This is a genomic window from Gordonia sp. VNK21 (assembly GCF_046098115.1).
GTDB lineage: Bacteria > Actinomycetota > Actinomycetes > Mycobacteriales > Mycobacteriaceae > Gordonia.
This window is the reverse complement of sequence record NZ_JBJURU010000006.1, coordinates 89,505-113,173: the sequence shown is the minus strand read 5'-3', so window position 1 is coordinate 113,173 and position 23,669 is coordinate 89,505. Positions and strand designations below refer to the sequence as shown.

23 protein-coding genes are annotated in these 23,669 nt (G+C 71.0%); 9 read left to right on the top strand and 14 right to left on the bottom strand.

Annotated features, from left to right (window positions below):
• Window positions 1-32 precede the first annotated feature (32 nt).
• Window positions 33-632 (top strand): phosphatase PAP2 family protein, encoded by a 600-nt coding sequence (locus ACJMNC_RS08370; protein WP_408947487.1) that lies wholly within the window; start codon window positions 33-35, stop codon window positions 630-632.
• A 17-nt stretch (window positions 633-649) separates the two neighbouring features.
• Here the strand turns inward: ACJMNC_RS08370 and ACJMNC_RS08365 are convergent, their stop codons facing one another.
• Complete coding sequence (locus ACJMNC_RS08365) at window positions 650-898, bottom strand: DUF2530 domain-containing protein (protein WP_408947486.1); 249 nt, start codon at window positions 896-898, stop codon at window positions 650-652.
• Window positions 899-951: 53 nt separating this feature from the next.
• Between ACJMNC_RS08365 and ACJMNC_RS08360 the strand changes: the two genes are divergently transcribed.
• Complete coding sequence (locus tag ACJMNC_RS08360; protein ID WP_408947485.1) at window positions 952-2,439, top strand: NCS2 family permease; 1,488 nt, start codon at window positions 952-954, stop codon at window positions 2,437-2,439.
• A gap of 60 nt (window positions 2,440-2,499) precedes the next feature.
• Here ACJMNC_RS08360 and ACJMNC_RS08355 read toward each other — a convergent pair whose 3' ends face one another.
• Entirely contained in the window at window positions 2,500-3,735 is a 1,236-nt protein-coding gene (locus tag ACJMNC_RS08355) for a GNAT family N-acetyltransferase (protein WP_408947484.1), read from the bottom strand.
• A gap of 59 nt (window positions 3,736-3,794) precedes the next feature.
• Here ACJMNC_RS08355 and ACJMNC_RS08350 point away from each other — a divergent pair, with 59 nt between their 5' ends.
• Window positions 3,795-4,634, top strand: coding sequence for a TrmH family RNA methyltransferase (locus ACJMNC_RS08350; protein WP_408947483.1), 840 nt, complete (start codon window positions 3,795-3,797; stop codon window positions 4,632-4,634).
• A 32-nt stretch (window positions 4,635-4,666) separates the two neighbouring features.
• Here the strand turns inward: ACJMNC_RS08350 and sepH are convergent, their stop codons facing one another.
• From sepH to ACJMNC_RS08330, 4 genes are all read right to left on the bottom strand, one after another.
• On the bottom strand, window positions 4,667-5,842 hold the full coding sequence (gene sepH, locus ACJMNC_RS08345; RefSeq protein WP_408947482.1) for a septation protein SepH: 1,176 nt from the start codon (window positions 5,840-5,842) through the stop codon (window positions 4,667-4,669).
• 122 nt (window positions 5,843-5,964) lie between these two features.
• Window positions 5,965-7,101: a phosphoserine transaminase gene (gene serC / locus ACJMNC_RS08340; RefSeq protein WP_408947481.1), complete on the bottom strand. Its 1,137-nt coding sequence runs from the start codon at window positions 7,099-7,101 to the stop codon at window positions 5,965-5,967.
• 129 nt (window positions 7,102-7,230) lie between these two features.
• Window positions 7,231-8,274: a fused (3R)-hydroxyacyl-ACP dehydratase subunits HadA/HadB gene (locus ACJMNC_RS08335; RefSeq protein WP_408947480.1), complete on the bottom strand. Its 1,044-nt coding sequence runs from the start codon at window positions 8,272-8,274 to the stop codon at window positions 7,231-7,233.
• A 158-nt stretch (window positions 8,275-8,432) separates the two neighbouring features.
• On the bottom strand, window positions 8,433-9,566 hold the full coding sequence (locus ACJMNC_RS08330) for a citrate synthase 2 (protein ID WP_408947479.1): 1,134 nt from the start codon (window positions 9,564-9,566) through the stop codon (window positions 8,433-8,435).
• Window positions 9,567-9,655: 89 nt separating this feature from the next.
• On the opposite strand from ACJMNC_RS08330, the gene pdxH reads away from it, so the two are divergent.
• Entirely contained in the window at window positions 9,656-10,363 is a 708-nt protein-coding gene (gene pdxH / locus ACJMNC_RS08325; RefSeq protein ID WP_408947478.1) for a pyridoxamine 5'-phosphate oxidase, read from the top strand.
• A 67-nt stretch (window positions 10,364-10,430) separates the two neighbouring features.
• The gene (locus ACJMNC_RS08320; protein WP_408947477.1) at window positions 10,431-11,705 is read left to right on the top strand and encodes an MFS transporter; all 1,275 of its coding nucleotides are present in this window, start codon (window positions 10,431-10,433) and stop codon (window positions 11,703-11,705) included.
• A 3-nt stretch (window positions 11,706-11,708) separates the two neighbouring features.
• Here the strand turns inward: ACJMNC_RS08320 and ACJMNC_RS08315 are convergent, their stop codons facing one another.
• Genes ACJMNC_RS08315 through ACJMNC_RS08305 form a run of 3 tightly spaced genes read right to left on the bottom strand, consistent with a single transcriptional unit; the run spans window position 11,709 to window position 14,303 of the window.
• The gene (locus tag ACJMNC_RS08315) at window positions 11,709-12,719 is read right to left on the bottom strand and encodes an oxygenase MpaB family protein (RefSeq protein ID WP_408947476.1); all 1,011 of its coding nucleotides are present in this window, start codon (window positions 12,717-12,719) and stop codon (window positions 11,709-11,711) included.
• Between the two features lie 49 nt (window positions 12,720-12,768).
• Window positions 12,769-13,647: a biotin-dependent carboxyltransferase family protein gene (locus tag ACJMNC_RS08310; protein WP_408947475.1), complete on the bottom strand. Its 879-nt coding sequence runs from the start codon at window positions 13,645-13,647 to the stop codon at window positions 12,769-12,771.
• A complete protein-coding gene (locus ACJMNC_RS08305; RefSeq protein WP_408947474.1) occupies window positions 13,635-14,303 on the bottom strand; it encodes a 5-oxoprolinase subunit B family protein in 669 nt (222 codons plus the stop codon). Before ACJMNC_RS08305 ends, ACJMNC_RS08310 begins: the two co-directional genes overlap by 13 nt.
• 144 nt (window positions 14,304-14,447) lie before the next feature.
• On the opposite strand from ACJMNC_RS08305, the gene ACJMNC_RS08300 reads away from it, so the two are divergent.
• Together ACJMNC_RS08300 and ACJMNC_RS08295 are read left to right on the top strand one after the other, a co-directional pair.
• Window positions 14,448-15,761 (top strand): citrate synthase, encoded by a 1,314-nt coding sequence (locus ACJMNC_RS08300; RefSeq protein WP_408947473.1) that lies wholly within the window; start codon window positions 14,448-14,450, stop codon window positions 15,759-15,761.
• Window positions 15,761-16,120 (top strand): FKBP-type peptidyl-prolyl cis-trans isomerase, encoded by a 360-nt coding sequence (locus ACJMNC_RS08295; RefSeq protein ID WP_408947472.1) that lies wholly within the window; start codon window positions 15,761-15,763, stop codon window positions 16,118-16,120. The genes ACJMNC_RS08300 and ACJMNC_RS08295 overlap by 1 nt, the downstream gene beginning before the upstream one ends.
• Window positions 16,121-16,204: 84 nt before the next feature.
• On the opposite strand, the gene ACJMNC_RS08290 is transcribed toward ACJMNC_RS08295, so the two are convergent.
• The 3 genes from ACJMNC_RS08290 to ACJMNC_RS08280 form a co-directional block, all read right to left on the bottom strand.
• Window positions 16,205-17,389 carry an ABC transporter permease gene (locus ACJMNC_RS08290; RefSeq protein ID WP_408947471.1) on the bottom strand — a complete coding sequence of 395 codons (1,185 nt, stop codon included), beginning with the start codon at window positions 17,387-17,389 and terminating at the stop codon, window positions 16,205-16,207.
• Between the two features lies 1 nt (window position 17,390).
• Complete coding sequence (locus ACJMNC_RS08285) at window positions 17,391-18,278, bottom strand: ABC transporter ATP-binding protein (RefSeq protein WP_408947470.1); 888 nt, start codon at window positions 18,276-18,278, stop codon at window positions 17,391-17,393.
• A gap of 64 nt (window positions 18,279-18,342) precedes the next feature.
• Window positions 18,343-18,615: a helix-turn-helix transcriptional regulator gene (locus tag ACJMNC_RS08280; protein ID WP_408947469.1), complete on the bottom strand. Its 273-nt coding sequence runs from the start codon at window positions 18,613-18,615 to the stop codon at window positions 18,343-18,345.
• Window positions 18,616-18,702: 87 nt separating this feature from the next.
• Here ACJMNC_RS08280 and ACJMNC_RS08275 point away from each other — a divergent pair, with 87 nt between their 5' ends.
• Window positions 18,703-19,434: an enoyl-CoA hydratase gene (locus ACJMNC_RS08275; protein ID WP_408947468.1), complete on the top strand. Its 732-nt coding sequence runs from the start codon at window positions 18,703-18,705 to the stop codon at window positions 19,432-19,434.
• Between the two features lie 39 nt (window positions 19,435-19,473).
• Here ACJMNC_RS08275 and ACJMNC_RS08270 read toward each other — a convergent pair whose 3' ends face one another.
• Together ACJMNC_RS08270 and ACJMNC_RS08265 are read right to left on the bottom strand one after the other, a co-directional pair.
• The gene (locus tag ACJMNC_RS08270) at window positions 19,474-20,796 is read right to left on the bottom strand and encodes a D-arabinono-1,4-lactone oxidase (protein ID WP_408947467.1); all 1,323 of its coding nucleotides are present in this window, start codon (window positions 20,794-20,796) and stop codon (window positions 19,474-19,476) included.
• The gene (locus tag ACJMNC_RS08265; RefSeq protein ID WP_408947466.1) at window positions 20,784-22,037 is read right to left on the bottom strand and encodes an alanine racemase; all 1,254 of its coding nucleotides are present in this window, start codon (window positions 22,035-22,037) and stop codon (window positions 20,784-20,786) included. The genes ACJMNC_RS08270 and ACJMNC_RS08265 overlap by 13 nt, the downstream gene beginning before the upstream one ends.
• Window positions 22,038-22,168: 131 nt before the next feature.
• Between ACJMNC_RS08265 and ACJMNC_RS08260 the strand changes: the two genes are divergently transcribed.
• Window positions 22,169-23,167, top strand: a complete 999-nt coding sequence (locus ACJMNC_RS08260) for a hypothetical protein (protein ID WP_408947465.1) — start codon at window positions 22,169-22,171, stop codon at window positions 23,165-23,167.
• Window positions 23,168-23,669 lie beyond the last annotated feature (502 nt).

Sequence of the window (23,669 nt, the reverse complement as noted above, 5' to 3'; positions counted from 1 at the left end):
ATCGCCGCGGACACCGGCCGGGGGCCGGTCCGATGAGCGTGGCGCCCTTCGACTTCGACGTCTCCACCACCGACTGGGTGGTGCGCAACCGGGCCGAACCGTGGACGTCGATGTGGCAGATGGTCACCGTCCTGGGCGACACGCTCACGCTCACCCTGGTGGTGATCGGCGTCTTCGTGCTGGCCTGGCTGGCCGGACGGATCGACCTGTCGGTGCTCATCGTGGTGGGCTCACTGCTGGGCTGGTCGCTGATGGTGCTGCTCAAACACCTCTTCGCCCGGGAACGCCCACCGGTGGCCGAACGCCTCATCGACATCGGCGGACTGTCGTTCCCGTCCGGGCACGCCATGCTCTCCACCGTGATCCTGGGGCTGGCGACGGTGATCTGCTACCGCATCTACCCGTGGCTGCGGGCCCATCCGGCGGTGCTGGTGCTGCCGCCGCTGGTGGTGGTGGCCATCGGGTTGTCCCGGGTGTACCTGGGGGTGCACTGGTTCTCCGACGTGATCGTCGGCTGGTCCGTCGGACTCGGCTGGCTGGCGGTGTGCCTGGTCGCCCACGCCCAGATCGTGCGCCGGCTGGCGCAGCGCCGGAGCGGTACCAAGACCACGCCCGTGCGCGCCGACGCCTGACCGGGCGGTCAGTACAGCTAGTCCAGCCCCTCCTGGGCGCCGCGGCTGCCGCGCCGGACCGCGGCCTGCTGGACCAGCACGATCGAGGTGCCGAGCAGGCCGATGATCAAGCCCACCCAGCACACGGTCAGCGCCCGGTCCGGGCCGATTCCAGTGATCCAGACGACCAGGGTGGCCACCAGCCAGGCGAGCATGCCGACGACGATCACCGGCTCGGGTGCGCGCAGTCGCGCCGGCAGTTCGGGGATCTCGGACGGCTCGCTCATGACATCTACGGTAGCTTTCTCCCGGTAGGCACGAGCAGCGAGGACCGTCGTCGATGAGTGATTCCGAACAGACCGAAGTGGTGACCGAGCCGGGACGGTCGCCGTCCGGCGGTCCGCTCGACCGCTTCTTCGCGATCACCCGGCGCGGCTCGTCGTACGGCCGCGAGGTGCGCGGCGGTCTGGTCACCTTCTTCACGATGGCCTACATCGTGGTCCTGAACCCGATCATCATCGGCGGCCTGCCCGGCGTGGACCACAACACCGACATCGACGGCCAGGTCCTGCCGTTCGACCAGGTCGCGGCCGTCACCGCGCTGGTGGCTGGCGTGATGACCGTGCTGATGGGCCTGGTCGCCAACTTCCCGTTCGCGATCGCCGCCGGACTGGGCATCAACAGCCTGCTCGCGGTCACCATCGCCCCGCACATGAGCTGGCCTGCCGCGATGGGCCTGGTGGTGATCGACGGCATCATCATCGTCATCCTCGGTGTCACCGGCTTCCGCACCGCGGTCTTCAACGCGGTGCCGCCCGAACTGAAGTCGGCGATCGCCGCCGGTATCGGCGCCTTCATCGCCTTCATCGGGCTGGTGGACGCCGGCTTCGTCACCGGCACCGAGGGCGGGCCCCCGGTGCAGCTGGGCGTGGACGGTTCGATCGCCACCGTGCCCACCCTGATCTTCGCGATCGGCGTGCTGCTGATGGGGGTGCTCACCGTGCGCAAGGTGCCCGGCGCCCTGCTGATCGGCATCGTCGTGATGACCGTCGTCTCCCTGATCGTGGAGAGCATCTGGCATCTGGGCAGCGCGCAGGACTCCGACGGCGGCTGGGCGATGAACGTCCCGGGCGCACCGGACAGTCTGGGCAGCGTGCCGGATCTCTCGCTGGTGGGCGATGTGGACCTGTTCGGCGCCTTCAACGGCTCGTTCGCCGATGTGGGCGTGCTGATGGCGTGCGTCTTCGTCTTCACCCTGGTGCTCTCGAACTTCTTCGATGCGATGGGCACCATGACCGGCATCGGCAAGGAGGCCGGCCTGCTCGACGAGAAGGGCAATCTGCCGGGCATCGGCAAGGGCCTGGTCGTCGAGGGCGCCGGCGCGATCGTCGGCGGCGGCGCCTCGGCGTCGTCGAACACGGTCTTCGTCGAATCGGCGGCCGGTGTGGCCGAGGGCGCGCGCACCGGTCTGGCCAATGTGGTGACCGGTCTGCTGTTCCTGATCGCCATGTTCTTCACCCCGCTGTACCAGGTGGTGCCGATGGAGGCGGTGACCCCGGCGCTGATCGTGGTGGGCGCGCTGATGATGTCGCAGGTCCGCGACATCGACTTCAGCCGCTTCGAGTACGCGCTGCCGGCCTTCCTCACCATCATGGTGATGCCGTTCACCTATTCGATCGCCAACGGTATCGGCGTCGGTTTCATCGCCTGGGTGGTGCTGGCCTGCGCCCGCGGCAAGGTGCGCACGGTGCACCCGCTGCTGTGGGTGGTGGCGGTGCTGTTCGTGCTGTACTTCGCGCGGGGACCGATCTCGGATCTGATCAGCTGACGCGCGGATCGTCGAATCGACCCGCTCTCGGCGGGTCGATTCGACAATCCGCGCAGGACGTCAGAAGAAGGTGCCGGCGAAGGGAGCGCGGCGGCCCGCCAGCAGGGCGGTCACCAGCTCCACTGCGGCGTCGTCGTCGGCCTGCAGCCGGCCCGCGGCGGCGAAGTCGCGCGCCGTGCCGCCGCCGAGGTACAGGCTCGACAGCACGGAGATGTCGAGCCGGATGCGCGGTACCCCCGGCGGTTCCGCCGCGTCGCGGGTCACCCGCCCGCGGCCGTCACCGACCTCCAGCAGGTAGTCGCCGGTGCGCCCGGCCCAGAAGTCCGAGACCTCCAGCAGCACCGCACCGTCGGTGTCGTAACGGCGCAACTCCAGGGCGGCCGCCACGTCCAGCACCGACAGCCACAGCTTGTCCGGACGCCCGGTGACCCGGACGGCGCGGGCGTTGACCAGCTTGAGCGGCAGGGTGTCGTCGAGCGGGAGCGAGGCGGAGATCCCGGACACCAGATCCAGTCCGGTCAGCACCCGCCACAGATCGGTGTGCGCCTGCTCGGTGGCGGCGAAGAAGCCCTCGATCAGGGCCGTCGAATCCCGAGAATCGATCCGGTAGGCGGCGTAGCCGTCCGCGTGCAGCAGGAAGTACACCCCGGAGACCTGCGGGCTGCGCCGGAAGTCGCGGTCGGCGAAGAGCGACGCCCACCATCCGTCCGGCCGGCCGACGGCACCCGGACGGTCCGCCGCCCAGCGCCGGTGCACCTCCGGTACGTGGACGCGGGCCTGGTCGAGGGTGCCGTAGCGCACCCGCGAGTCTGCCGGGGCCGCATCCCGCAGCTGTGCCGACGACGGATCGATCCGCACGTCGTGGGCGTAGCAGGCCGGGCCGAAGCCGAACCGTTCGTAGATGCCGCCCTCCGAGGCGGTCAGCGCGGCCAGCGGAAGTCCGTCCCGCTCCCAGCTGCGGAAGTGCTCGGCCATCATGGTGCGCAGCAGTCCGCGGCGGCGATGGGTGGCGGCCACCGACACCCACGACAGACCGGCGACGGTGGGGATCGCCCCGCCCGGCACGGTCAGCGGCAGCCGGTGAAACAGCGAGAAGGCCACCAGCGGCCGTCCCGGACTGTCCTCGTCGCGGACGGTCAGGGTGTCCGCGTCCGGTGCGCTCGAGCGGAATTCGGCCAGTTCGTCGGCCGGCAGCGGGGCCGGCAACGTGAACGCGCGGGCGTCCAGTTCGCCGATCTCGGGCCAGTCCTCGTCTCGGGCGGGTCGCAGGTTCAGGTTCGGTGACTGGCTGCTCATTGCATCGAGTCTGCCAAACCGCTGTGGCGCACGGGAACGGACTATGCCACGGTGTGTGCGTGCAGTCTGCTCTCGCCGTCGACGTCGTCGACATCACCGACCCCGACGATCCCCGCGTGGACGACTTCCGTGACCTCAATTCGGTGGACCGCCGGCCGGATGTGCCGGCGCTGCCCGGCGGCCGGGTGGGCAAGGGACTGGTGATCGCCGAGGGCGTGCTGGTGGCGCAGCGGATGATCGCCTCGCGGTTCGCCCCGCACGCCTTCTTCGGGGTGGACAAGCGGCTCGCCGAACTGGCCGGCGATCTGACCGGCCCGACGCTGTCGGGGGTGCCGTTCTACCGCACCGACGCCGACACCATGGCGCAGGTGGTGGGCTTTCATCTCAACCGCGGGGTGCTCGCCGCCGCTCGCCGCGCCCCGGCGCTGACGGTGCCGCAGGTGCTCGACGGCGCCCGCACGGTGGCCGTCCTCGAGGGCGTCAACGACCACGAGAACATCGGCAGTATCTTCCGCAATGCGGCCGGCCTGGGCGTGGAGGCGGTGGTCTTCGGGCAGGGCTGCGCCGATCCGCTCTACCGGCGCTGCGTCCGGGTCTCGATGGGGCATGCGCTGCTGGTCCCGTTCGCCCGCTACGAGTCCTGGCCGCAGGATCTGCAGATCCTGCGCGCCGAGGGGTTCGCGCTGATCGCGCTGACTCCGGGGGAGGGGTCGGTGCCGCTGTCGGAGGCGGTGACCGCCGAGAAGGTGGCCTTCCTGGTGGGCGCCGAAGGCCCCGGACTGGCCGAGCACACCATGCGGGCCTGCGATGTGCGTGCTCGCATTCCGATGAGCCGGGGCACCGACTCGCTCAATGTGGCCACGGCGGCGGCGGTCGCCTTCTACGAGCGGGCGCGCTGACCGGCCTGCCGCGCCGACCGGCTGTGGCCGGACTATTCGTCGGGGTGGCTGCGGACCCCGAGCAGCACGTCCTCCCAGGCCGGCACGGCGGGCTTGCCGCGTTTGGTGCGGTGCCGCGGGGTGCCGGTCGACTTGGGCGCTTCCTGCTGGGGGGCGGGCGCCGGGCGCCGGGGTTCCTGGGCCTCCTCGACCGCAGCGGGCTCGACTGGAGTGGGCTCGACTGGAGTGGGATCGGTCTGCGCGGGGGCTTCCGGCTCGGGAGCGGCGGACGGCTGAGCGACCGGGTCCGCGGCGCCGCTGTGAGGGCCGTCGTCGAAGTACGGTTCGTCCTCGACCGGGATCTCCTCGGCTCCGGCCTCGGGGGTGTCCTCGAGGGACGGTTCCTCGGCGGGTGCCTCGACGGCCCGGCCGGAGGAGTACCGCAGATCCAGCACATCGGCCAGTGGCGCACCGCGCACCGGCTTGCTGCCGCTGGCCTGCGCCTCCACCAGGACGTCGGCGTCGACGGTGACCTGCTCGTGCCCGTCCGGGCGCACCTGACGCTGCGGCTGGGGGCGTGGCGGCGGGGCCGTCTGCGGGGTCTGCGGCCGCACCGAGGTGAGCATGGTGCGCCGGCGGGTGTTGCGGGACAGTTCGGGGTCGGTCAGCTCGGTGGCCAGCTCGTCGATCGGTTCTGTGGTGCCGCCGTGCGAGCCGGGATGGAAGCGCCAGTGGGCGTAGCCCTCGGTACCGCTCTCGAGCCAGGACACCTGGATGACCCAGAACCCGTCGGCGCTCTTCCACGAGTCCCAGCGGGCCTCGGCCGGCACCGCGCCGCGCAGCACCAGGCACTCGGTGACCAGTTCGCCGAGCGTCGACAGGCTCGGACCGTCCATCCCCATCGGGTGGGAGGCGCGGGCCAGTTCGGCGGCGCGGGCACGTTCGAGGAGCACCGGATGGGCGTAGCGCTCGATCCGGCTCGCACTCACCCCGGCCACCGTGGCGAGTTCCTCGACGGTGGCGCCGGCCCGGATGCGGGCCTGGATCTCCCGGGGCCGCAGATCGGCTTCGGTCGCGGCCGGGAACGGCTCGGATTCGGCCGGTGCCGGGGTCACGGCTGCACGCAGATCATCGCCGACGTGGATGCGGAAGTGCTCGTCGTCGGCGCGGTCGATCAGGATGATCTGGCGGCCGTCGGCCTCGACGCGCAGCACTTCGAGCTCACGCATGCGATCCTCCTCCCCGCCGGGTCCGTCCCCCGGACGGTTCCGCCCAGCCTAACGCAGGTCAGGCTCGCCCCGCGGGTGGAACACGCGCCGGGCGAGCCGGAACTGACCGGGACAGCCGTCGGTCAGAGCCGCTCGACGATGTAGTCGATGCACTGGGTCAGCTTGGTCACGTCCTCCGGATCGATGGCCGGGAACATGCCGATACGCAGCTGGTTGCGGCCGAGCTTGCGGTACGGCTCGGTGTCGACCACGCCGTTGGCGCGCAGCGTCTTGGCCACGGCCGCGGCGTCGACCGAGTCGGCGAAATCGATGGTGCCCACCACCTGGCTGCGGTGTGCCTCATCGGCGAACGGGGTGGCGAACTCGCTGGCGTCGGCCCAGTCGTACAGGCGCGAGCTGGAGTCGGCGGTGCGGGCGACGCACCAGTCCAGACCGCCGTTGGCGTTCATCCACTCGATCTGGTTGGCGAAGAGCAGCAGCGAGCCGACGGCCGGGGTGTTGTAGGTCTGGTTCTTGCTGCTGTTGTCGACGGCGGTCGGCAGCGACAGGAACTCCGGGCACCAGCGGCCCGACTCCTTGATCTGCTCGATCCGGGCCAGGGCGGCCGGGCTCATCAGGGCCACCCAGATGCCGCCGTCGGAGGCGAAGCACTTCTGCGGGGCGAAGTAGTAGACGTCGGTGGCGCTGACGTCCACCGGCAGCCCGCCGGCACCGGAGGTGGCGTCGATGGCCACCAGTGCGTCGCCGGCGGCGGCCGGGCGGAGCACCGGCACGGCCACACCGGTGGAGGTCTCGTTCTGCGCCCAGCCGATCAGGTCCACCCCGTCGACGTCCTCGGCGGTGATCGCCGCCGGGTCCGGCGCGGTGCCCGGCTCGGTGGAGATGACCTTCGGATCGGCCAGGAACGGCGCCTTCGTGGAGACGGTGGCGAACTTCGACGAGAACTCGCCGTAGGTCAGGTTCAGGGCGCGCTCGTTGATCAGGCCGAAGGCGGCGGCGTCCCAGAAGGCGGTGGTGCCGCCGTTGGAGAGGACCACCTCGTAGCCGTCGGGCAGCGAGAACAGGGCGGAGAGGCCTTCGCGGATCGCGCCGACCACATTCTTCACCGGCGCCTGCCGGTGGCTGGTGCCGAACACCGACGCCCCCGTGTCGACGAGCGACTGCAACTGTTCGGGGCGCACCTTGGACGGGCCGCAGCCGAAGCGGCCGTCAGCGGGGAGGAGGTCGGCGGGCAGCGTGATCTGCGAGGCATCGGTCATGCAGATCAGTTTAAGGCGTGCTCCGGGTCACCCTCGCATCGCCGGGGTCCGGCGGCCGCCGGTGCGGCGGCGCCGGAGCAGGATCGGCCACGGTGATCACCCGATCCGGACGACGCCGGATCGGATGGTTCAGGAGAAGCGGATGGCCAGGGTGGCCATGCCGAAGATCTTCTTGCCGGCCGACTTGGCGACCAGGATCACCACGCCGGTGCGGGTCTGAGGATCGAGCGACTTGATGCGGCCGCTGAACTCGATGTCGCCGCCGGTCGCCGCGGAGACGATGGCCGGTGAGGACAGCCGGACCGCGTAGCGGGTGACCGCACCCGGATCGCCCGACCAGTCGGAGACGAAGCCGGCGCCCACACCCATGGTGAGCATGCCGTGCGCGATGACGTCGGGCAGTCCGGCCAGGGTGGCGATCTTCTCGTCCCAGTGGATCGGATTGGCGTCGCCGGAGACGCCGGCGTAGTTGACCAGGTCGCCGCGGCTGATCCGGACGTCGTGCATCGGCAGCTGATCGCCCACCGAGAGCTCGTCGAAGCTGCGGGCGGCCGAGGGGCGGGCGCTGCCGTCGGCCAGCGGGATCTCGCCCTCGGGGCGCACCGTCTTGGTGTAGCCGGCGTCCGACTCCTCCTGCGCCAGGATGTTGACGTCGTGCGCCATCACCTGCTGCACGGCGCCGGTCAGCTCCGGATCCACCTCCTCGGCGGTCACGCCCACCACGGTCGTGTGCATGGTGTGCACCCGCTCGCCCCGGGCGTCGGTGAAGGTGTTGGTGACGGTGAGCATGTCCTTGCCGGCGATCCGGCGCACCGAGGACAGCTCCACGTCGGTGATCAGCTCGTCGCCGTCGACGATGGGCCGGTGCTGCTCGAAGACCTGCTCGGTCTGCACGTAGGTGTCGTAGCCCACGACCACCGACTCGAAGAGGGCGCGGTTGGCGGCCATCGCCGGGATGGAGGTGAAGGTGAGCGGGGTGACCACGCCGCTGTACCCGGCGGCCCGGGCGGCCTCCTCGTCCCAGTGGACCGGGTGGTAGTCCTGCACGGCGCGCGCGTACTCGCGCACCTTCTCGCGGGCCACCCGGTAGGTGCCGTCGGCCTGATAGTAGTGACCGAGCCGGGACTCGACCCCGGAAGCGTCCGGCGCGTTCGGTTCTGCCGCAGTGGTCATCGGTCCTGGTGTCCTTCACATCTCGGTCGGCGCATGGCGGTCGGGGCGTGCGGGCCACGTACCGGGAGTCCAGACTAGTCGCCGCCGGCGCGGCGGGGACACGCGCGGTGTCCCCGCCGGGCATCCGGCGGCCCGGCGGGGCGGGCCCTGCGCCGTGTCTAGCCGAGTGCGGGAGTGGGGGTGACCGACTCCCAGCCGGTCACATCGCGCGGATCGCGGGGGCCCGGACCGGTGTACAGGGCGGCCGGGCGCACCAGCCGGCCGAGCTGCTTCTGCTCCAGGATGTGCGCGCACCAGCCTGCGGTGCGCCCGCAGGTGAACATCGCCGGCATCATGTGCGCCGGCACCTGCGCGAAGTCGAGGATCACCGCGGCCCAGAACTCCACATTGGTCTCGATGGCCCGGTCCGGGCGGCGCTCACGAAGCTCGGCGAGGGCGGCCTGCTCCAGTGCGGCGGCCACCTCGTAGCGCGGCACCTGCAGCTCCGCGGCGGTGCGGCGCAGCACCCGCGCCCGCGGATCCTCGGCCCGGTACACCCGGTGCCCGAAGCCCATCAGCTTCTCCTTGCGATCGAGGATGCCTTTGACCAGCGCGCGGGCGTCGCCGGTGCGCTCGACCTCCTCGATCATCGGCAGCACCCGCGCGGGGGCGCCGCCGTGCAGCGGGCCGGACATCGCGCCCACCGCCCCCGACAGCGAGGCCGCCACGTCGGCGCCGGTCGAGGCGATCACCCGGGCGGTGAACGTCGAGGCGTTGAGACCGTGCTCGGCGGCGCTGACCCAGTAGGCGTCGATGGCCCGCACATGGCGCGGGTCGGGTTCGCCCTGCCAGCGGGTCATGAACCGCTCGGTGACCGTGCTGCAGGCGTCGATCCGGTCCTGCGGCACCGCCGGGGCCTCCGAGCCGCGGGCCGACTGCGCCACATAGGACAGCGCCATCACCGCGGCCCGGGCCAGATCGTCGCGGGCGGTCTGATCGTCGACGTCGAGCAGCGGCTGAAAACCCCAGAGCGGGGCCAGCATCGCCAGCCCGGCCTGCACGTCCACCCGGACGTCGCCCGAGCGGACCGGCAGCGGCAGCGGCTCGGCCGGTGCCAGGCCCTGACCGAAGCGGCCGTCCACCAGCAGCGCCCACACGTCGCCGAAGCTCACCCGGGCATCGACCAGGTCCTCGATGTCCACGCCGCGGTAGCGCAGATTGCCGCCGTCCTTGTCCGGTTCGGCGATCTCGGTGGTGAAGGCCACCACGCCTTCGAGTCCGGGGACGAAACCGTCGGGAACGTTCTGGGCCATCTTCGATCCTCCACTCGTCGGAACCCTCGGCTCCAGGGTTCCACGCCGGGGCTGTGCCCGCGCATCGGCTGCCGGAGCCGACTGTAGCGATGCTCGGTAACATCCGGGTGGTGAGCGAGGAATTGGACCTGTCGGCGATGCGGGTGGGCTACGGCTCGGCCGGGGCCGACGGGGTGGCCGAGAATCTGGATCCGTCCTGGCTGACGGGGGATCCGCCGTGGCTGGGGCTGTTTCAGCGCTGGCTCACCGATGCGCTCGCCGCCCGCATCCCCGAACCCAATGCGATGGTCCTGGGCACCGCGGATGCGGCCGGCCGGCCGGCCACCCGCACCGTGCTGTGCAAGGGCGCCGACGCCTCCGGGGTGGTCTTCTTCACCGGCTACGACTCCGGCAAAGGCCGGGATCTGGCCGCCAATCCGGTTGCCTCGGTGACCTTCCCGTGGATCGCGATGGAGCGGCAGGTGCACTTCCGGGGACCGGTGACCAAGGTCGATCCGGCCGAGACGGCCGCGTACTGGCAGAACCGGCCGCGGGGCTCGCAGCTCTCGGCCCGGGCCTCGGCGCAGTCGCAGCCGATCGCCTCGCGCGCCGACCTGGAGGCCGCCGCGGCGGCGGTGTCGGCCGAATACGGCGGCGCCGCCGGCGACCGGCCGGTGCCACCGCCGGAGCACTGGGGCGGCTACCGGCTCGACCCGGTGCGGGTGGAGTTCTGGCAGGGCCGCGCCGACCGGCTGCACAACCGGGCCGTCGCGGTCCGGGCGGGCGATAGCTGGACCGTCGAACGCCTGCAGCCGTAGCGCCGGTCGGCGCGCCATCGGCGGCGCTGCCGGGAGCGGGTCCGGCGCCGGGTCCTAGGCTGGCTGGGTGGCCCGACTACTCGCCGATACGACGCCGCTGCGGAACCCGAACTTCTCGCGGCTGTGGTGGGCCAACATCATCACGGTCATCGGCGCTCAGCTCACCGTGGTGGCGGTCCCGGCCCAGATCTACGCGATCACCGGCAGCTCCGCCTATGTGGGTCTGACCGGCATCTTCGGTCTGGTGCCGCTGGTGGTGTTCGGCCTGTGGGGCGGGGCCATCGCGGACGTCTTCGACCGCCGGATCATCCTGATCGTCACCACCACCGGGCTGATCGCCACCGCAGTGCTGTTCTGGCTGCAGGCCTTCGCCGAACTGAACAACGTCTGGCTGCTGCTGGGCCTGTTCGCACTGCAGCAGTCGTTCTTCGCGGTCAACCAGCCCACCCGGGTGGCGGTGCTGCCGAGGATTCTGCCGGCCCAAGACCTGCCGGCCGCCAACTCGCTGAACATGACCGTCATGCAGGCCGGTGCCATCGCCGGGCCGCTGGTGGGCGCATCGCTCATCCCGGTGATCGGCTTCTCGCTGCTGTACCTGCTCGATGCGGTCGGTCTGCTGGCCACCATGTGGGCGGTGCTGCGGCTGCCGGCCCTGCGGCCCGACCGTGCCGACGGGGCGGCGCCGAGCACGCCGGGCCTGCGCTCGGTGATCGAGGGACTGACCTATCTGCGCGGGCACAAGGTCCTGCTCGCCTCGTTCGTGGTGGATCTGATCGCGATGATCTTCGGCATGCCGCGGGCGCTGTTCCCGCAGATGGCGCACGAGAACTTCGGCGGACCGAGCGAGGGCGGGCTGGCCTTCGCCCTGCTGTTCGTCGCGATCCCGGCCGGGGCCGTGCTCGGCGGGGTGTTCTCGGGCTGGGTCTCGGGTGTGCGCCGGCAGGGCCGCGCGGTGATCATCGCCATCACGATCTGGGGCCTGTCGATCACGGTGGCCGGGGGTGCGCTGTTCTTCGCCGACGGCGCCGCGCTGCCGATCCTGCCGATCGTGCTCGTCGCGCTGGTGGTCGGCGGTGCCGCCGACATGGTCTCGGCGGCGTTCCGGCAGACCATGCTGCAGAGTGCGGCCGACGACGATGTGCGCGGGCGGTTGCAGGGCGTGTTCATCGTGGTGGTCGCCGGCGGTCCGCGGGTGGCCGACGTGGCGCACGGGGCCACCGCCGCCGCGGCGGGAACCGCCGTGACGGTGGCCGGAGGGGGTCTGCTGACGGTGCTGCTTACCGTGGTCGCCGCGGTGGCCTTCCCGATGTTCTGGCGCTACCGGGTGGCCGCCCGCGGGTGACGGTCAGTCGTCGACGTCGTTGCTCTGCCAGGGCAGTCGGGCGCGGCGGGCGGCGTGCACCGGGCAGTAGTGGATCGGCTTCTCGCGTTCGGCACCCGACGGCAGATTGCGGACCGGGGTGTGCAGCAGCGGGGCGTCGGCCGGGATCCGTCCGGCCGCCCGGTCGTCGGCGTCGCGGGCCCGCGGATGCCTGCGGTAGCGGGCCGGCACCAGCAGCAGACCGGCCTGCACCGCGCGGCCGAAGGTCCGGAACCGGCGTTCGTCGCGGGCGGTCCAGGTCAGGCCCATCATCTCGCGGATCGGCTCGTCGTACAGACCGGTGGTGATCCACAGGAACAGGCGCTGCCCGGTGCCCACACTGCGCCGCCACACCGGCTCGGGCAGCCAGCGGCGCGCCCACGGCGGGGCGGGCAAGGCGGTGATGTCCAGGACGGTGCGCACCGCATCGTGATCGCGCAACACCCGGCGGCACATGTGATCCCAGTAGTCGAGGAAGTCCTCGTAGGTGTCCGGGCAGGGCCGCATGCTGACCCCGTACCTCGAGTACCAGACGCGGGACTCGTCGAAGAGCCGGCGTTTGTCGGCCTCGGTGAGCTTCGGGCCGAAGACCTCGGCGCAGCGGATGTTGCCGTACCAGAAGGTGGCGTGCGCCCAGTAGAAGACGTCCGGGTCCAGCGCGTGGTAGCGCCGGCCGTCGGCCATGGTGCCCTTGATGGTCAGGTGGTAGTCGCGGACCTCCGCGCCGGTGGCGTCGGTGCCGTCGAAGACCGTGCCGATGATCGGGTACAGCGAGCGCATCAGCCGCTCCCAGCGTTCGCCGAAGAAGTCGGAGTGGTCCCACACCCCGGCGGCCAGTTTCGGATGCATGTTCTGCATCGAGCCGGACCACAGGCCCATCAGCATGCCGCGCCAGTCGCCGAAGTACCGCCAGGTCAGCGAGTCGGGTCCGAGAGTGTGCGGCGTGGCGGCATCGACGGGCGTGGCGGCCTGCGGCCGGGGTGTGACGACGGTCATGGAACAAAACTATACATCTGTTCCAAAGTGGCGGGGCCGGTTCCGCCGGTCAGCCCAGCCGCAGCGTCACCCGCTCGCCGACGACGAGCTGAGCGGCACGGCTCAGTGACTCGGGGGAGAGCACCGCCACCACCGGATAGCCGCCGGTCACCGGGTGATCGGCCAGGAAGATCACCGGCTGGCCGGCCGGCGGCACCTGCAGACCGCCCAGCGGAACGCCCTCCGACGGCAGCTGCCCGGCGCCCGGCTGCAACCGCAGTGCGGGCGCCTCCGGATCCTCGGCGCCGACCGGGTCCAGGCGCACCCCGATCCGGTTGCTGGCCGCATTGACCGACCAGGCCAGCGTCTCGAGCTCGGCCGGGTCGGCCAGGTGATCGGACCGGGGCCCGGGCCTCAGCACCAGCCGCACCGGACCGGCAGGCCGGGCCGGCTGCGGCGCGAGCAACGCCGAGGGCCAGGCCGCCGCCTGATCGCTGATCGCGATCTCGTCGCCTCCGTGCAGCGGCGGCGGCCCGAGCCCGGACAGCGAATCGGTGGCCGCCGAGCCGAGGGTCGTCGGCGCCGAGAGTCCGCCCCGCACGCAGACGTAATGACGGCAGCCGGCGGCCGGCGAGCGCACCTCCACCCGTTCGCCGCTGCGGACCGGGAAGGCGGCGTTCACGCCCACGGCCCGGCCGCCGACGGTCACCGTCGTGGCCGGTCCGGTCACCGCCATCAGCAGGTCGCCGTGCGCGCGGGCCGACCAGCCGCCGAAGGTGGTCTCGATGCCGATCGCCGACGGCTCGTTGCCCACCAGCCGGTTGGCACGATCGAAGGCGATCAGGTCGGCGGCCCCGGAACGGGGCACCCCCAGATGGGCGTAGCCGGGCCGGCCGCGGTCCTGGAAGGTGGCCAGCGGGCCGGTGGTGAGCACCGTCAGTCCAGACATGTGAACCTCACCCGGGTCCCGGCGGCCAGTGTCGCCGGGGGCGTCGCCTGCACATCCCACATCGGAAAGTCGGTGCGGCCCAACAGAAACCAGCCGCCGGGGCTGACTCGCGGATACACGGCGCTGTAGCCGGCGGCCACCGCCACCGAGCCGGCGGGCACCGCCGGCCGCGAACGGTCGCGGCGGGCCAGGCCGGCGAAGAGCGCCACCTGAGCCGGGTCGTTGCCGGCATCGTCGTCGGGAACCAGATAGCCGAAGCCCGGCGCGAAACCCATGAACTGCACCCGCCAGCCGATCGCCGCATGCGCGCGGGCCACCGCGCCGGGGTCGGTGCCGGTCACGCCGGCCACCTCGGCCAGATCCTCGCCGTCGTAGACCACCGGAATCGTCACCGCCGGGGGCTCCTCGCCGGGGGCTGCGCCGCCGTGTGCCCTCGCGCGCAGTTCCCGGTACACCGCCAGCGAGTCGATGCCCTCGCCCGGGCCGGCCTGGACCAGTACCGACAGCCCGCTGGGCACCACATCGGCCAGCCGCAGCCTGCCCTGCGCGGCGGCCTCCCGCAGCACCCGGGCCGCCCGGGTCGCCGCGCGGGCCGGGTCGTCGGCGCCGGAAAAGTCCAGCAGCACCGCGTCGTCTCCGGCGGACAGCTCTCGCATGACATCAACCTACTCACTGTGGGTAAGCTGTGCGGGCGGCATCAGCCGCCTCGCCTCACACTGGGGGACCCTCAGTGAGCGAGTCCATCGCCATCGGACTAGGTTGTTACCCGACAACTGGTCAGCCGCGAGTTAGGGGTATGTGTGTCCGCGGAGAAAGCAACAGCCGACGATCAGGTGACCGGTACCTTCACGTACCCCGGTGGCGAGATCGAACTGCCGATCCTCAAGGCCGCCGAAGGAAGCGACTCGGTCCAGCTGGGCTCGTTCCTCGCGAAAACCGGCCTGACGACGTTCGACGGCGGTTTCGTCAACACCGCAGCCACCAAGTCGGCGATCACCTACATCGACGGCGACGCCGGAATCCTGCGCTACCGCGGGATCCCGATCGACCAGCTCGCCGCGCACTCGACCTTCCTCGAGGTCAGCTACCTGCTGATCTACGGGGCGCTGCCGACCGCCGGTGAGCTCGACGATTTCACCGACCGGATCCGCCGGCACACGCTGCTGCACGAGGACCTCAAGCGCTTCTTCGACGGCTTCCCGCGCAATGCGCACCCGATGCCGGTGGTCTCGAGCGCGGCCAACGCGCTCAGCGCCTACTACCCGGATTCGCTCGATCCCAAGGATCCCGAGCAGGTGGAGCTGTCGACCATCCGGCTGCTGGCCAAGCTGCCGACCATCGCGGCCTACGCCTACAAGAAGTCCGTCGGCCAGCCGTTCCTGTACCCGGACAACTCGCTGAGCCTGGTGGAGAACTTCCTGCGCCTGACCTTCGGTTTCCCGGCCGAGCCCTACGAGGTGAATCCGGAAGTCGCCAAGGCGCTCGACATGCTCTTCATCCTGCACGCCGATCACGAGCAGAACTGCTCCACCTCGACCGTGCGCCTGGTGGGTTCCTCGCAGGCCAACCTGTTCACCTCGGTCTCGGCCGGCATCAACGCGCTGTGGGGCCCGCTGCACGGCGGCGCCAACCAGGCGGTGCTGGAGATGCTCGAGGGCATCCAGGCCTCCGGCGGCGACACCGCCGACTTCATGCGCCGGGTCAAGAACAAGGAAGACGGCGTCAAGCTCATGGGCTTCGGCCACCGGGTCTACAAGAACTACGACCCGCGTGCGGCCATCGTCAAGCAGACCGCCGACAAGATCCTCGAGTCGCTCGGTGTGCAGGACGAGCTGCTCGACATCGCCAAGGGACTCGAAGAGGTCGCCCTGAGCGACGACTACTTCATCGAGCGCAAGCTGTACCCGAACGTCGACTTCTACACCGGCGTCATCTACCGGGCCATGGGCTTCCCGACGCGGATGTTCACCGTGCTCTTCGCCCTGGGCCGGCTGCCCGGCTGGATCGCCCACTGGCGCGAGATGCACGAGGACCCGGCCACCAAGATCGGCCGTCCGCGTCAGCTGTACACGGGCCACACCGAGCGTGACTACATTCCGATGGGAGACCGCTGATGTCCGACAAGCCCGAGGTGGAGTTTCCGGAGGGCCCGGCGCCCGCCGCCCTCGAGATCACCGATCTGATCGTCGGCGACGGCGCCGAAGCCGTCCCGAACGGCATGGTGGACGTGCACTACGTGGGCGTCGAGTACGAGACCGGCGAGGAGTTCGACTCCTCCTGGGATCGCGGCCAGTCGGCGAACTTCCCGCTCAACGCCCTCATCCAGGGCTGGCAGGAGGGCATCCCCGGTATGAAGGTGGGCGGCCGTCGTCGTCTCGTCGTACCGCCGGAGCTGGCCTACGGCCCGGCCGGCGCCGGTCACCGGCTCTCCGGCAAGACCCTGATCTTCGTGATCGACCTGCTGGGCGTCTGAGCGCAGATCTCCCCGCAGTCTCACAGCGCGCAGGCCCCGTCGACTCGTCGACGGGGCCTGCGGCCGTGAAGCGGGTCCGGGTCCTCAGCCCCGGCTGAGCATGCCGGCCACCTCACCCCAGCCGATCCGGCTTCCGGTGCGCAGCACGGACCGGGTGTAGATCCGGGCGGCGGCCCACACGGCGAGCGCGCAGGCGACGATCATCACCGCGAACGTGGCGACCACCTGGATCGCATCCGTGTCGCCGGTGGCGATGCGGATCGGCATCAGCACCGCGCTGAACGGCGGTATCCAGCTGAGGGTCTCGATGAGCGGTGAATCGAGGGCGGTGACGCCGAAGGTGCCCGAATACAGGACCGCCAGCACCAGCACGGTCAACGGTGCGGTGCTCGAGTTCAGTTCCTCCTGGCGGCTCACCATCGCGCCGGTCGCGGCGTAGAGCGCGGCGAAGAACAGGTAGCCGAGCAGGAACCAGGCCAGGACGGCGGCGAACACGGTCCCCGCGGTCCCGGTGATGGTCAGCAGTCCGGTGGCGCGACCGGCGATCAGCGCGGTGGCCCCGATCAGCACCACCTGGGCCAGGCTGATGGCGCCGATCCCGAGGATCTTGCCCCACAGCAGCTGCAGCGGCCGCACCGCGGTCAGCAGCAGTTCGACGATCCGCGAGGTCTTCTCCTCGACCACGCCGACGGCCACCGCGATCCCGCCCATGAGGATGGCCATCACCAGCAGCATGGCGCCGACCAGGGCGACGGCGATGCGCTGATCCTCATCCGGCTTCTCGGGCTGGAGGCGGTCGGCGTGCAGGGTGGGGGCGGTCAGCGTCGACGGATCGACGCCGCGATCGGTGAGCGACCGGCCGAGCGCGTACTGGCCGACGGCCGTGCGCAGGACGTTCTCGAGCGCCGTGTCGGGAGCCGCCTCGGTGACGGTGGTGTACTCGCCGCCTGGACCCACGACGAGCGCGGTCGCCAGGTCGCCGTCGTCGATCTGCCGGTCGGCCCGGGCGCGGTCGGGGAGATCGATCACCTGCACCGGGGTGCCGGCCGCGTCGCCGGCGGTCTCGAGTGCGGTGTGCAGCGAGGCGTCGCCGCCGACCAGGCCGACCCGCTCGCGCGTGGTGCCGTCGTCGGCCAGGGCCGACCAGACGATCGCGCCGACGATGATCACCAGCAGGATCAGTCCGGTGCTGACGAGGAAGGAACGCTGTGTGGCGCGGGTGCTGATCTCCCGTCCCGCCACCAGCATCACGGTGTTGTTCGTACGCATGTCAGACCAGCTCCCGGAACAGTTCGGTCAGGCTCGGAGTCGAGGCGGCGAAGCGGTGCACCGGCCCCGCTGCGAGTGCGGCGGCCAGCACCTGCTGGTCGTCGTTGTCGTCGGAGACGTGGAGTACGGTCGACGGCCCGTATTCGGCCCCGGTGACGCCAGGCAGCCCGTCGGCCCAGGCGATCGCCGGATCCGGACCGGTCACCTCCAGGCGTTTGCCGCCGCTCGCGCGCAGCTCGTCGACGGTGCCCTCGGCTTTGATGACTCCGCCGGAGATGACCCCCACCCGGTCGCACAGCCGCTCGACCAGGTCGAGCTGATGGGAGGAGAAGAGCACCGGGACGCCCTGCGCGGCTTTGCCGGCGAGTACCTCGCTCATCACGTCCACCGCCACCGGATCGAGGCCGGAGAACGGCTCGTCGAGCACCAGGACGTCGGGGTCGTGGACCAGTGCGGCGGCCAGCTGCACGCGCTGCTGGTTGCCGAGCGAGAGGTCGCCGACGTTGTCGTCGAGGCGTTCGGCGATGCCCAGGCGTGCGGTCCAGTCGGCACAGGAACGCCGGCCGGCGGCGTCGTCGAGGCCGTGCAGCCGGGCCAGGTAGACCAATTGCTCACCCACCTTCATCTTGGGGTACAGGCCGCGTTCCTCGGGCATGTAGCCGATCCGGCGGCGGGCGGCGAAGTCGAGGGGACGCTCGCCGAGGCTGACCTCGCCGGAATCGGGGGCGATCACGCCGAGCACGATGCGCATGGTGGTGGACTTGCCTGCGCCGTTGCTGCCGACGAAGCCGTAGATCTCGCCGGGGGAGACGGACAGGCTCACGCCGTCCAGTGCGCGCAGTGATCCGTAGTTCTTCCGTAATCGATTGACGTGCAAGGTCTCTGGCATGTCAGTTCTCCTGTGTAGGGGAGTGGTTCGGGGAATGTGAGGTGTCGGCGCGGGGTGGGCGGGGTCAGTTCTCGGTTCGGCCGCGGTACAGCTCGGTGGACATCGCGGTGAACGGAGTCCGCGAGAACACGGCCTCGACCGGGAGGTCGAAGGCCTCGCAGATGCGCAGGGCCAGATCGAGGCTGGGGTAGTAGTCGCCGCGTTCGAGCGCGCCGACCGATTGCACATTCACGTTGATCAGCGTCGCGAGCTGTGCGCGGGAGAGCCCGCGCTCGGCGCGCAGGACGGCGATGCGGTTGTAGATGGGCTGCTTCTCATCCCGACGCACTGGACTCACAGAACATAGTGTTGTGAAAACACAACATTGTGTCAAGAGTTGGTGACGGGTGCCCGGTCGTTCGGGGTGCTCGGTAGGGTGCTTCCCATGATTGTCAGCAGCCGCAACGAAGACGTCGTCACCATCGAGCTCGCCCGCGAGGAGAAGCGCAATGCGCTCGACCACCAGATGGTGGCCGACCTGACCCGGGCCTTCACCGAGGCCGTCGACGGCGGCGCCCGGGTGATCGTGCTGACCGGACGCGGCAGCGTCTTCTGCGCCGGCGCAGACCTGTCGGGCCCGGTCTACGACCCGAAGTTCCTGGAGAGCCTGGTCGCCCTCAACCAGCTCATCGAGTCGCTGCCGGTGCCGGTGATCGCCGCCCTCAACGGCTCGGCCCTCGGCGCCGGCCTGCAGCTTGCGATCGCCGCGGACCTGCGGGTGATGGCCCCCGACGCGCTGGCCGGCATTCCGGCCGCGAAAATCGGTGTCGCGGTGGACGAGTGGACCATCCGGCGGCTGGTGTCGCTGGTCGGCACCGGCACGGCCCGCGGCATCCTGATCGGCTGTGACCCGCTCACCGCCGACCGGGCGCATACGCTCGGCTTCGCCAACCGCATCGGCGATCTGGCCGATGCCCAGCACTGGGCGGCGGCCATCGCCGCGCTCGCCCCGCTGACTCTGCAGCACTACAAGCTGGTGCTCAACGGCGACGGCGCCCGCGACACCCCGCCCGCCGAGCGCATCGCGGCCATGGAGGCGGCGTGGACCAGCGAGGACGTCCAGGAGGCGCGGCAGGCGCGCGCCGAGAAGCGCACCCCGGTGTTCACCGGCCGCTGACCGCGGCTGTGCCCGGGGTGCGACCCCGGGTCAGTACCACTAGCGGCCGAGGACCTGCTGCAGATACGGATTGGCGAAGGTGCGGTCCGGGTCGTACCGGTCGCGGACCGCGAGGAAGTCGCCGAAGCGCGGGTAGACGGCCGAGAGGTACTCCGCGTCGCGGGTGTGCATCTTGCCCCAGTGCGGCCGGCCCTCGTGGGCGGTCATGATGTCCTCGACATCCTGGAAGTAGACCTTCGAGGCCGCCGGATCGTCGTGGTGGTAGCGGTGCACCGCGATGTACCCGGAGGTGCGTCCGGAAGCGGTGGAGACCATGAGCTCGTCGGCCGCGGCGGCCCGCACCTCCACCGGGAAGCTCACCTTGTGGCGCCGCCGGTTGATCATGGCGCGCAGCTCGCGGAGCACCTCGGGCACCGCCTCGAGCGGCACCGCGTACTCCATCTCCCGGAAACGCACCGAGCGTGCCGACACGAAGACCTTGTCCGAACGATCGGTGTAGGTGCGGGCCGAGAGGGCGCGACCGGACACCTGGTTCACGGTCGGCACGATGCGCGGCGCCCGTGCGCTCACCTCGCACAGCACCCGATACAGGCCGTTGGAGAGCAGCTCGTCGTCGATGTACCGCCGCAGCCGGCCGGGCCCGCCGACGGGGCTGTGCGCCGGCAGCCGCGTGTTGGTCTTGGTGAGCGCACAGTTGGTGTGCGGGAACCAGTAGAACTCGTAGTGGTCGTGCTCGCGTACCCGCGGAAGGAAGGTGTCGATCGCCTCGTCCGCCGACGCCGGCTCCTCGACGGCCCGCAGGTTGAAGGCGTCCACGCACTGCAGAGTGATCTCGGTGAGGACCCCCAGCGCGCCGAGTCCCAGTGCCGCCGCCGGCAGATCCGGGTGGTCCTCGCCGAGATCGCGCACCTGTCCACGGCCGTCGACCAGAACCGCGCCGACGATCTGGGTGGCGATGCCGCCGAAGCCCAGGCCGGTGCCGTGGGTGCCGGTGGAGGTGGCCCCGGCGATGGTCTGCCGGTCCACATCGCCCAGGTTGGCCATCGCCAGCCCGTGCGGCTCGAGCAGTGCCGGGATCTCGTACAGGTGGGTGCCCGCGCCGAGGGTGACCCGGCTGCGCGCCGCATCCACGTTGCGCAGCCCGCGCAGACCGGACAGCCCCAGCTGGATCTGCGGGGCCACCGCGATCTCCGAGAAGCTGTGTCCGGCACCGGCCGGTTTGACGGTCTCGCCGCGCTCGGCGGCCGCGCCGACGGCGGCGGCCAGTTCGTCGACGCTGCCCGGCACGAGCCGCTGCGACGGCGCGCAGCTGGCGGTACCGCCCCAGTTGGTCCAGGTGGTCTCGGTCTTCACAGGAAACACTTCCCTTCGCCGCGGTAGGTGGGTACGACCTCGGAGACGTGCGCGCGGCCGGTCTCGTCGTGATCGATCAGTGCGACGGACTGCGCCCGCTCGCAGACCTCGCCGGACTTGGTGTGCCGGAACCAGACTCGGTCGCCGATCGACAGCGCGGCCGCCGCCTCGCCGGTCAGCGGGGTCTGCACCTCGCCGGCCGATTCGGTACCGATGTACGAGAGTCCTTGCGGCCACACCGGTTTGGGCAGCCGGTCCGGTCCGGGCGGGCCGGAGGCGATCCAGCCGCCGCCCCCGCAGGTGACGATCTGCGGGGCGGGCCGGCGCAGCACGTCCAGACCGAAGGCCAGCGCCGGGGCGGGCTGGAAGTGCCGGTAGGTGTCGAAGAGGTGGCCGCCGAGCAGTCCGCTGCCGGCCGCCACATCGGTCACCGCCGCGTCGCGGGAGGTGGCTTCGAGGGAACCGGTGCCGCCGGCGTTGACGAACTCGAGCTCGGCGATCCGGCCGATCGCCGCGATCGCCTTGCCGCGACGACGGCGCAGCTCGGCCATCGAGACCGATTGCATGCCGCGCACCGCCAGATTCATCAGCGGGGCACCGGGTACGCCGTTGCCCACCCCGGCCACCTGCGCCTCGTACGACATCACCCCGACCAGGTCGAAACCCGGGCGCCCGGCGATGGTTCGGGCCAGTGCGAGGGCGGCGCCGGCATCGTGAACGGGGGAGCGGCGCACTCCCACGTGCACCCGGCCGCCCAGGGCGCGCAGCGAGGCGTCCAGATCGATCGCCACCCGCACCGCGGGCCGGGTGGCGGGGGCGGCCACCGCGTCGACCACGTCGAGCTGCCCCGGATCGTCCACCAGCAGGGTCACCCGCGAACAGGCGAGCTCGTCGGCCAGCAGTGCGGCCAGCGCGGTGCGGCGCACCGTCGGATAGCCCAGCAGCACGTCTTCGATGCCCGATTCGGTTGCCAGCCAGTGGGCTTCGGCCACATCGTAGGCCAGCACCCCCGGGTGGAAGCCGCTGCGGGAGAGGACGTCGGCGATCACCGAACGGATGCGCACCGACTTGGTGGCCACCCGGATGGGCATGCCGCCGGCACGGCGCCTCAGGTCGGCGATGTTGTGGTCGAGAGCGCCCCGGTCCAGTGCCAGCACCGGAGCGTCCAGCCCGGCCTCACGGACCGCCTCGTCGATCGCGCCCCAGTATCCCGCGGGATCGTGGGCCGGCCGTACGGGCGGGTGGGGCATGTGCGCGCTCCTCGGGGGTGGCGGGTTTCGTCGGGTTCGAGCTGTCGGGTTCCAGCTTAGGTGCTGCGGTAGATTCGAACGCCAGAGACCGTTCTCCGAGCACCGTCACCAGGAAAGAGCACCTCCAGCGCATGAGCACCCCCGTCAGTGCCCGCAATGCCGGGCTCACCTCGCAGGAAGTGGCCGACCGGGTCGCGGCCGGGGACGTCAACACCCAGCCCGGCAAGACCGGCCGCAGCGTGGGGCAGATCGTCTGGGCCAACATCTTCACCCCGATCAACGGCATCCTCGGTGTGCTGTTCGCGATCGTCGCCTACACCGGCTCGCTGATCAACGGCCTGTTCGGTCTGCTGATCGTGGCCAACAGCGGTATCGGCATGATCCAGGAGATCCGAGCCAAGAGGACCCTCGACCGGCTCTCGATCGTCGGCCAGGCCATGCCGACGGTGCGCCGCGACGGCGAGAGCAGGCTGATCCCGCCGGATCAGGTGGTGCTCGGCGACATCATCGAACTCGCCCCGGGCGAGCAGATCGTCGTCGACGGCGAGACGGTGGAGGCCGAAGCGCTCGACGTGGACGAGTCGCTGCTCACCGGCGAGGCCGACGCGGTGGACAAGTCGCCCGGCGACGAGATCATGTCCGGCAGCTTCGTGGTGTCCGGTTCCGGGGCGTACCGGGCCACCAAGGTCGGCGCCGACGCGTACGCCGCCAAGATCGCGGCCGAAGCCTCCAAGTTCACCCTGGTCTCCTCCGAGCTGCGCAGCGGCATCAACAAGATCCTCGCCGTGATCACCGTCATCCTGATCCCGGCGGGCGCCCTGACCATCTACAACCAGCTGGTGATCAGCCGGCAGGATCTCGACGACGCCCTGCTCGGCATGGTGGCGGCGCTGGTGCCGATGGTGCCCGAGGGAACTGGAGCTGCAAGACCAGCCGCTTCATCAGCTCCCACAGGAACCGCAGCCCGGCGTGGGCGACGAGCTCCTGCTAGTCTGGCCGCCCGTGGTCGCACGGCCCGTGGCGCGAGAGGGGCCAGCCGAGCCACAGCTGCCCTTGCAGCCACCTTGGCTAGTCGTCGTGCGCGTCTGGGCAGCTGGGGTCTAGGCTCCGGTCCGAGCGCCAGAGGCTGAGGCCTAGGTCGTCGTGCAGGCCGCGTGGCTGGTCGGTCAACGGCACACGCCGCGGCAGCCGCGGGCGCTTGCTCTGTGGCGACTTGAACAACCGGCTCCGCTTGCCGTCGTGGCGCGACCACACGGTCAGGCCCCGCGAGCCTATCCGGAGCCGCTAGCGGACCTACCTCCGCAACCCTACGAACAGCCTCCGCCGCTGCCGGCGCTCGTGGAGGAGCTCGCAGAGGGCCGACTCGCTGAGCAGCTGGTGGAAGTCGAGCCTGTCCGCGTACGGCAAGAGCCACTCCCACGGCCAGAACAGCCACGTGTGGTGCAGGTGGGCCCGGTCGGGGAGCTACCGCCCGTCGAGCAACTGGTCCGTGACCGCGACTGGCTCGGCCTAGTGCGGCTGGCGCTTCCGCTAGCTCCAGTAGTCGTGGTCTGGGAGCCCGTGGTAGCCGTGGTCGCGGCGGTGGTACGGCTCGTCCCGCAGCAGCTCTAGGACGGCCGACTAGTGGTCGAC

Excerpts from the sequence above, each read along its gene's own strand:
- ACJMNC_RS08370 (WP_408947487.1), top strand. The coding sequence starts at position 33 with ATGAGCGTGGCGCCCTTCGACTTCGACGTCTCCACCACCGACTGGGTG.
- ACJMNC_RS08365 (WP_408947486.1), bottom strand. The coding sequence starts at position 898 with ATGAGCGAGCCGTCCGAGATCCCCGAACTGCCGGCGCGACTGCGCGCA.
- ACJMNC_RS08360 (WP_408947485.1), top strand. The coding sequence starts at position 952 with ATGAGTGATTCCGAACAGACCGAAGTGGTGACCGAGCCGGGACGGTCG.
- ACJMNC_RS08355 (WP_408947484.1), bottom strand. The coding sequence starts at position 3,735 with ATGAGCAGCCAGTCACCGAACCTGAACCTGCGACCCGCCCGAGACGAG.
- sepH (WP_408947482.1), bottom strand. The coding sequence starts at position 5,842 with ATGCGTGAGCTCGAAGTGCTGCGCGTCGAGGCCGACGGCCGCCAGATC.
- serC (WP_408947481.1), bottom strand. The coding sequence starts at position 7,101 with ATGACCGATGCCTCGCAGATCACGCTGCCCGCCGACCTCCTCCCCGCT.
- ACJMNC_RS08335 (WP_408947480.1), bottom strand. The coding sequence starts at position 8,274 with ATGACCACTGCGGCAGAACCGAACGCGCCGGACGCTTCCGGGGTCGAG.
- ACJMNC_RS08330 (WP_408947479.1), bottom strand. The coding sequence starts at position 9,566 with ATGGCCCAGAACGTTCCCGACGGTTTCGTCCCCGGACTCGAAGGCGTG.
- pdxH (WP_408947478.1), top strand. The coding sequence starts at position 9,656 with ATGCTCGGTAACATCCGGGTGGTGAGCGAGGAATTGGACCTGTCGGCG.
- ACJMNC_RS08315 (WP_408947476.1), bottom strand. The coding sequence starts at position 12,719 with ATGACCGTCGTCACACCCCGGCCGCAGGCCGCCACGCCCGTCGATGCC.
- ACJMNC_RS08310 (WP_408947475.1), bottom strand. The coding sequence starts at position 13,647 with ATGTCTGGACTGACGGTGCTCACCACCGGCCCGCTGGCCACCTTCCAG.
- ACJMNC_RS08305 (WP_408947474.1), bottom strand. The coding sequence starts at position 14,303 with ATGCGAGAGCTGTCCGCCGGAGACGACGCGGTGCTGCTGGACTTTTCC.
- ACJMNC_RS08295 (WP_408947472.1), top strand. The coding sequence starts at position 15,761 with ATGTCCGACAAGCCCGAGGTGGAGTTTCCGGAGGGCCCGGCGCCCGCC.
- ACJMNC_RS08290 (WP_408947471.1), bottom strand. The coding sequence starts at position 17,389 with ATGCGTACGAACAACACCGTGATGCTGGTGGCGGGACGGGAGATCAGC.
- ACJMNC_RS08285 (WP_408947470.1), bottom strand. The coding sequence starts at position 18,278 with ATGCCAGAGACCTTGCACGTCAATCGATTACGGAAGAACTACGGATCA.
- ACJMNC_RS08275 (WP_408947468.1), top strand. The coding sequence starts at position 18,703 with ATGATTGTCAGCAGCCGCAACGAAGACGTCGTCACCATCGAGCTCGCC.
- ACJMNC_RS08265 (WP_408947466.1), bottom strand. The coding sequence starts at position 22,037 with ATGCCCCACCCGCCCGTACGGCCGGCCCACGATCCCGCGGGATACTGG.
- ACJMNC_RS08260 (WP_408947465.1), top strand. The coding sequence starts at position 22,169 with ATGAGCACCCCCGTCAGTGCCCGCAATGCCGGGCTCACCTCGCAGGAA.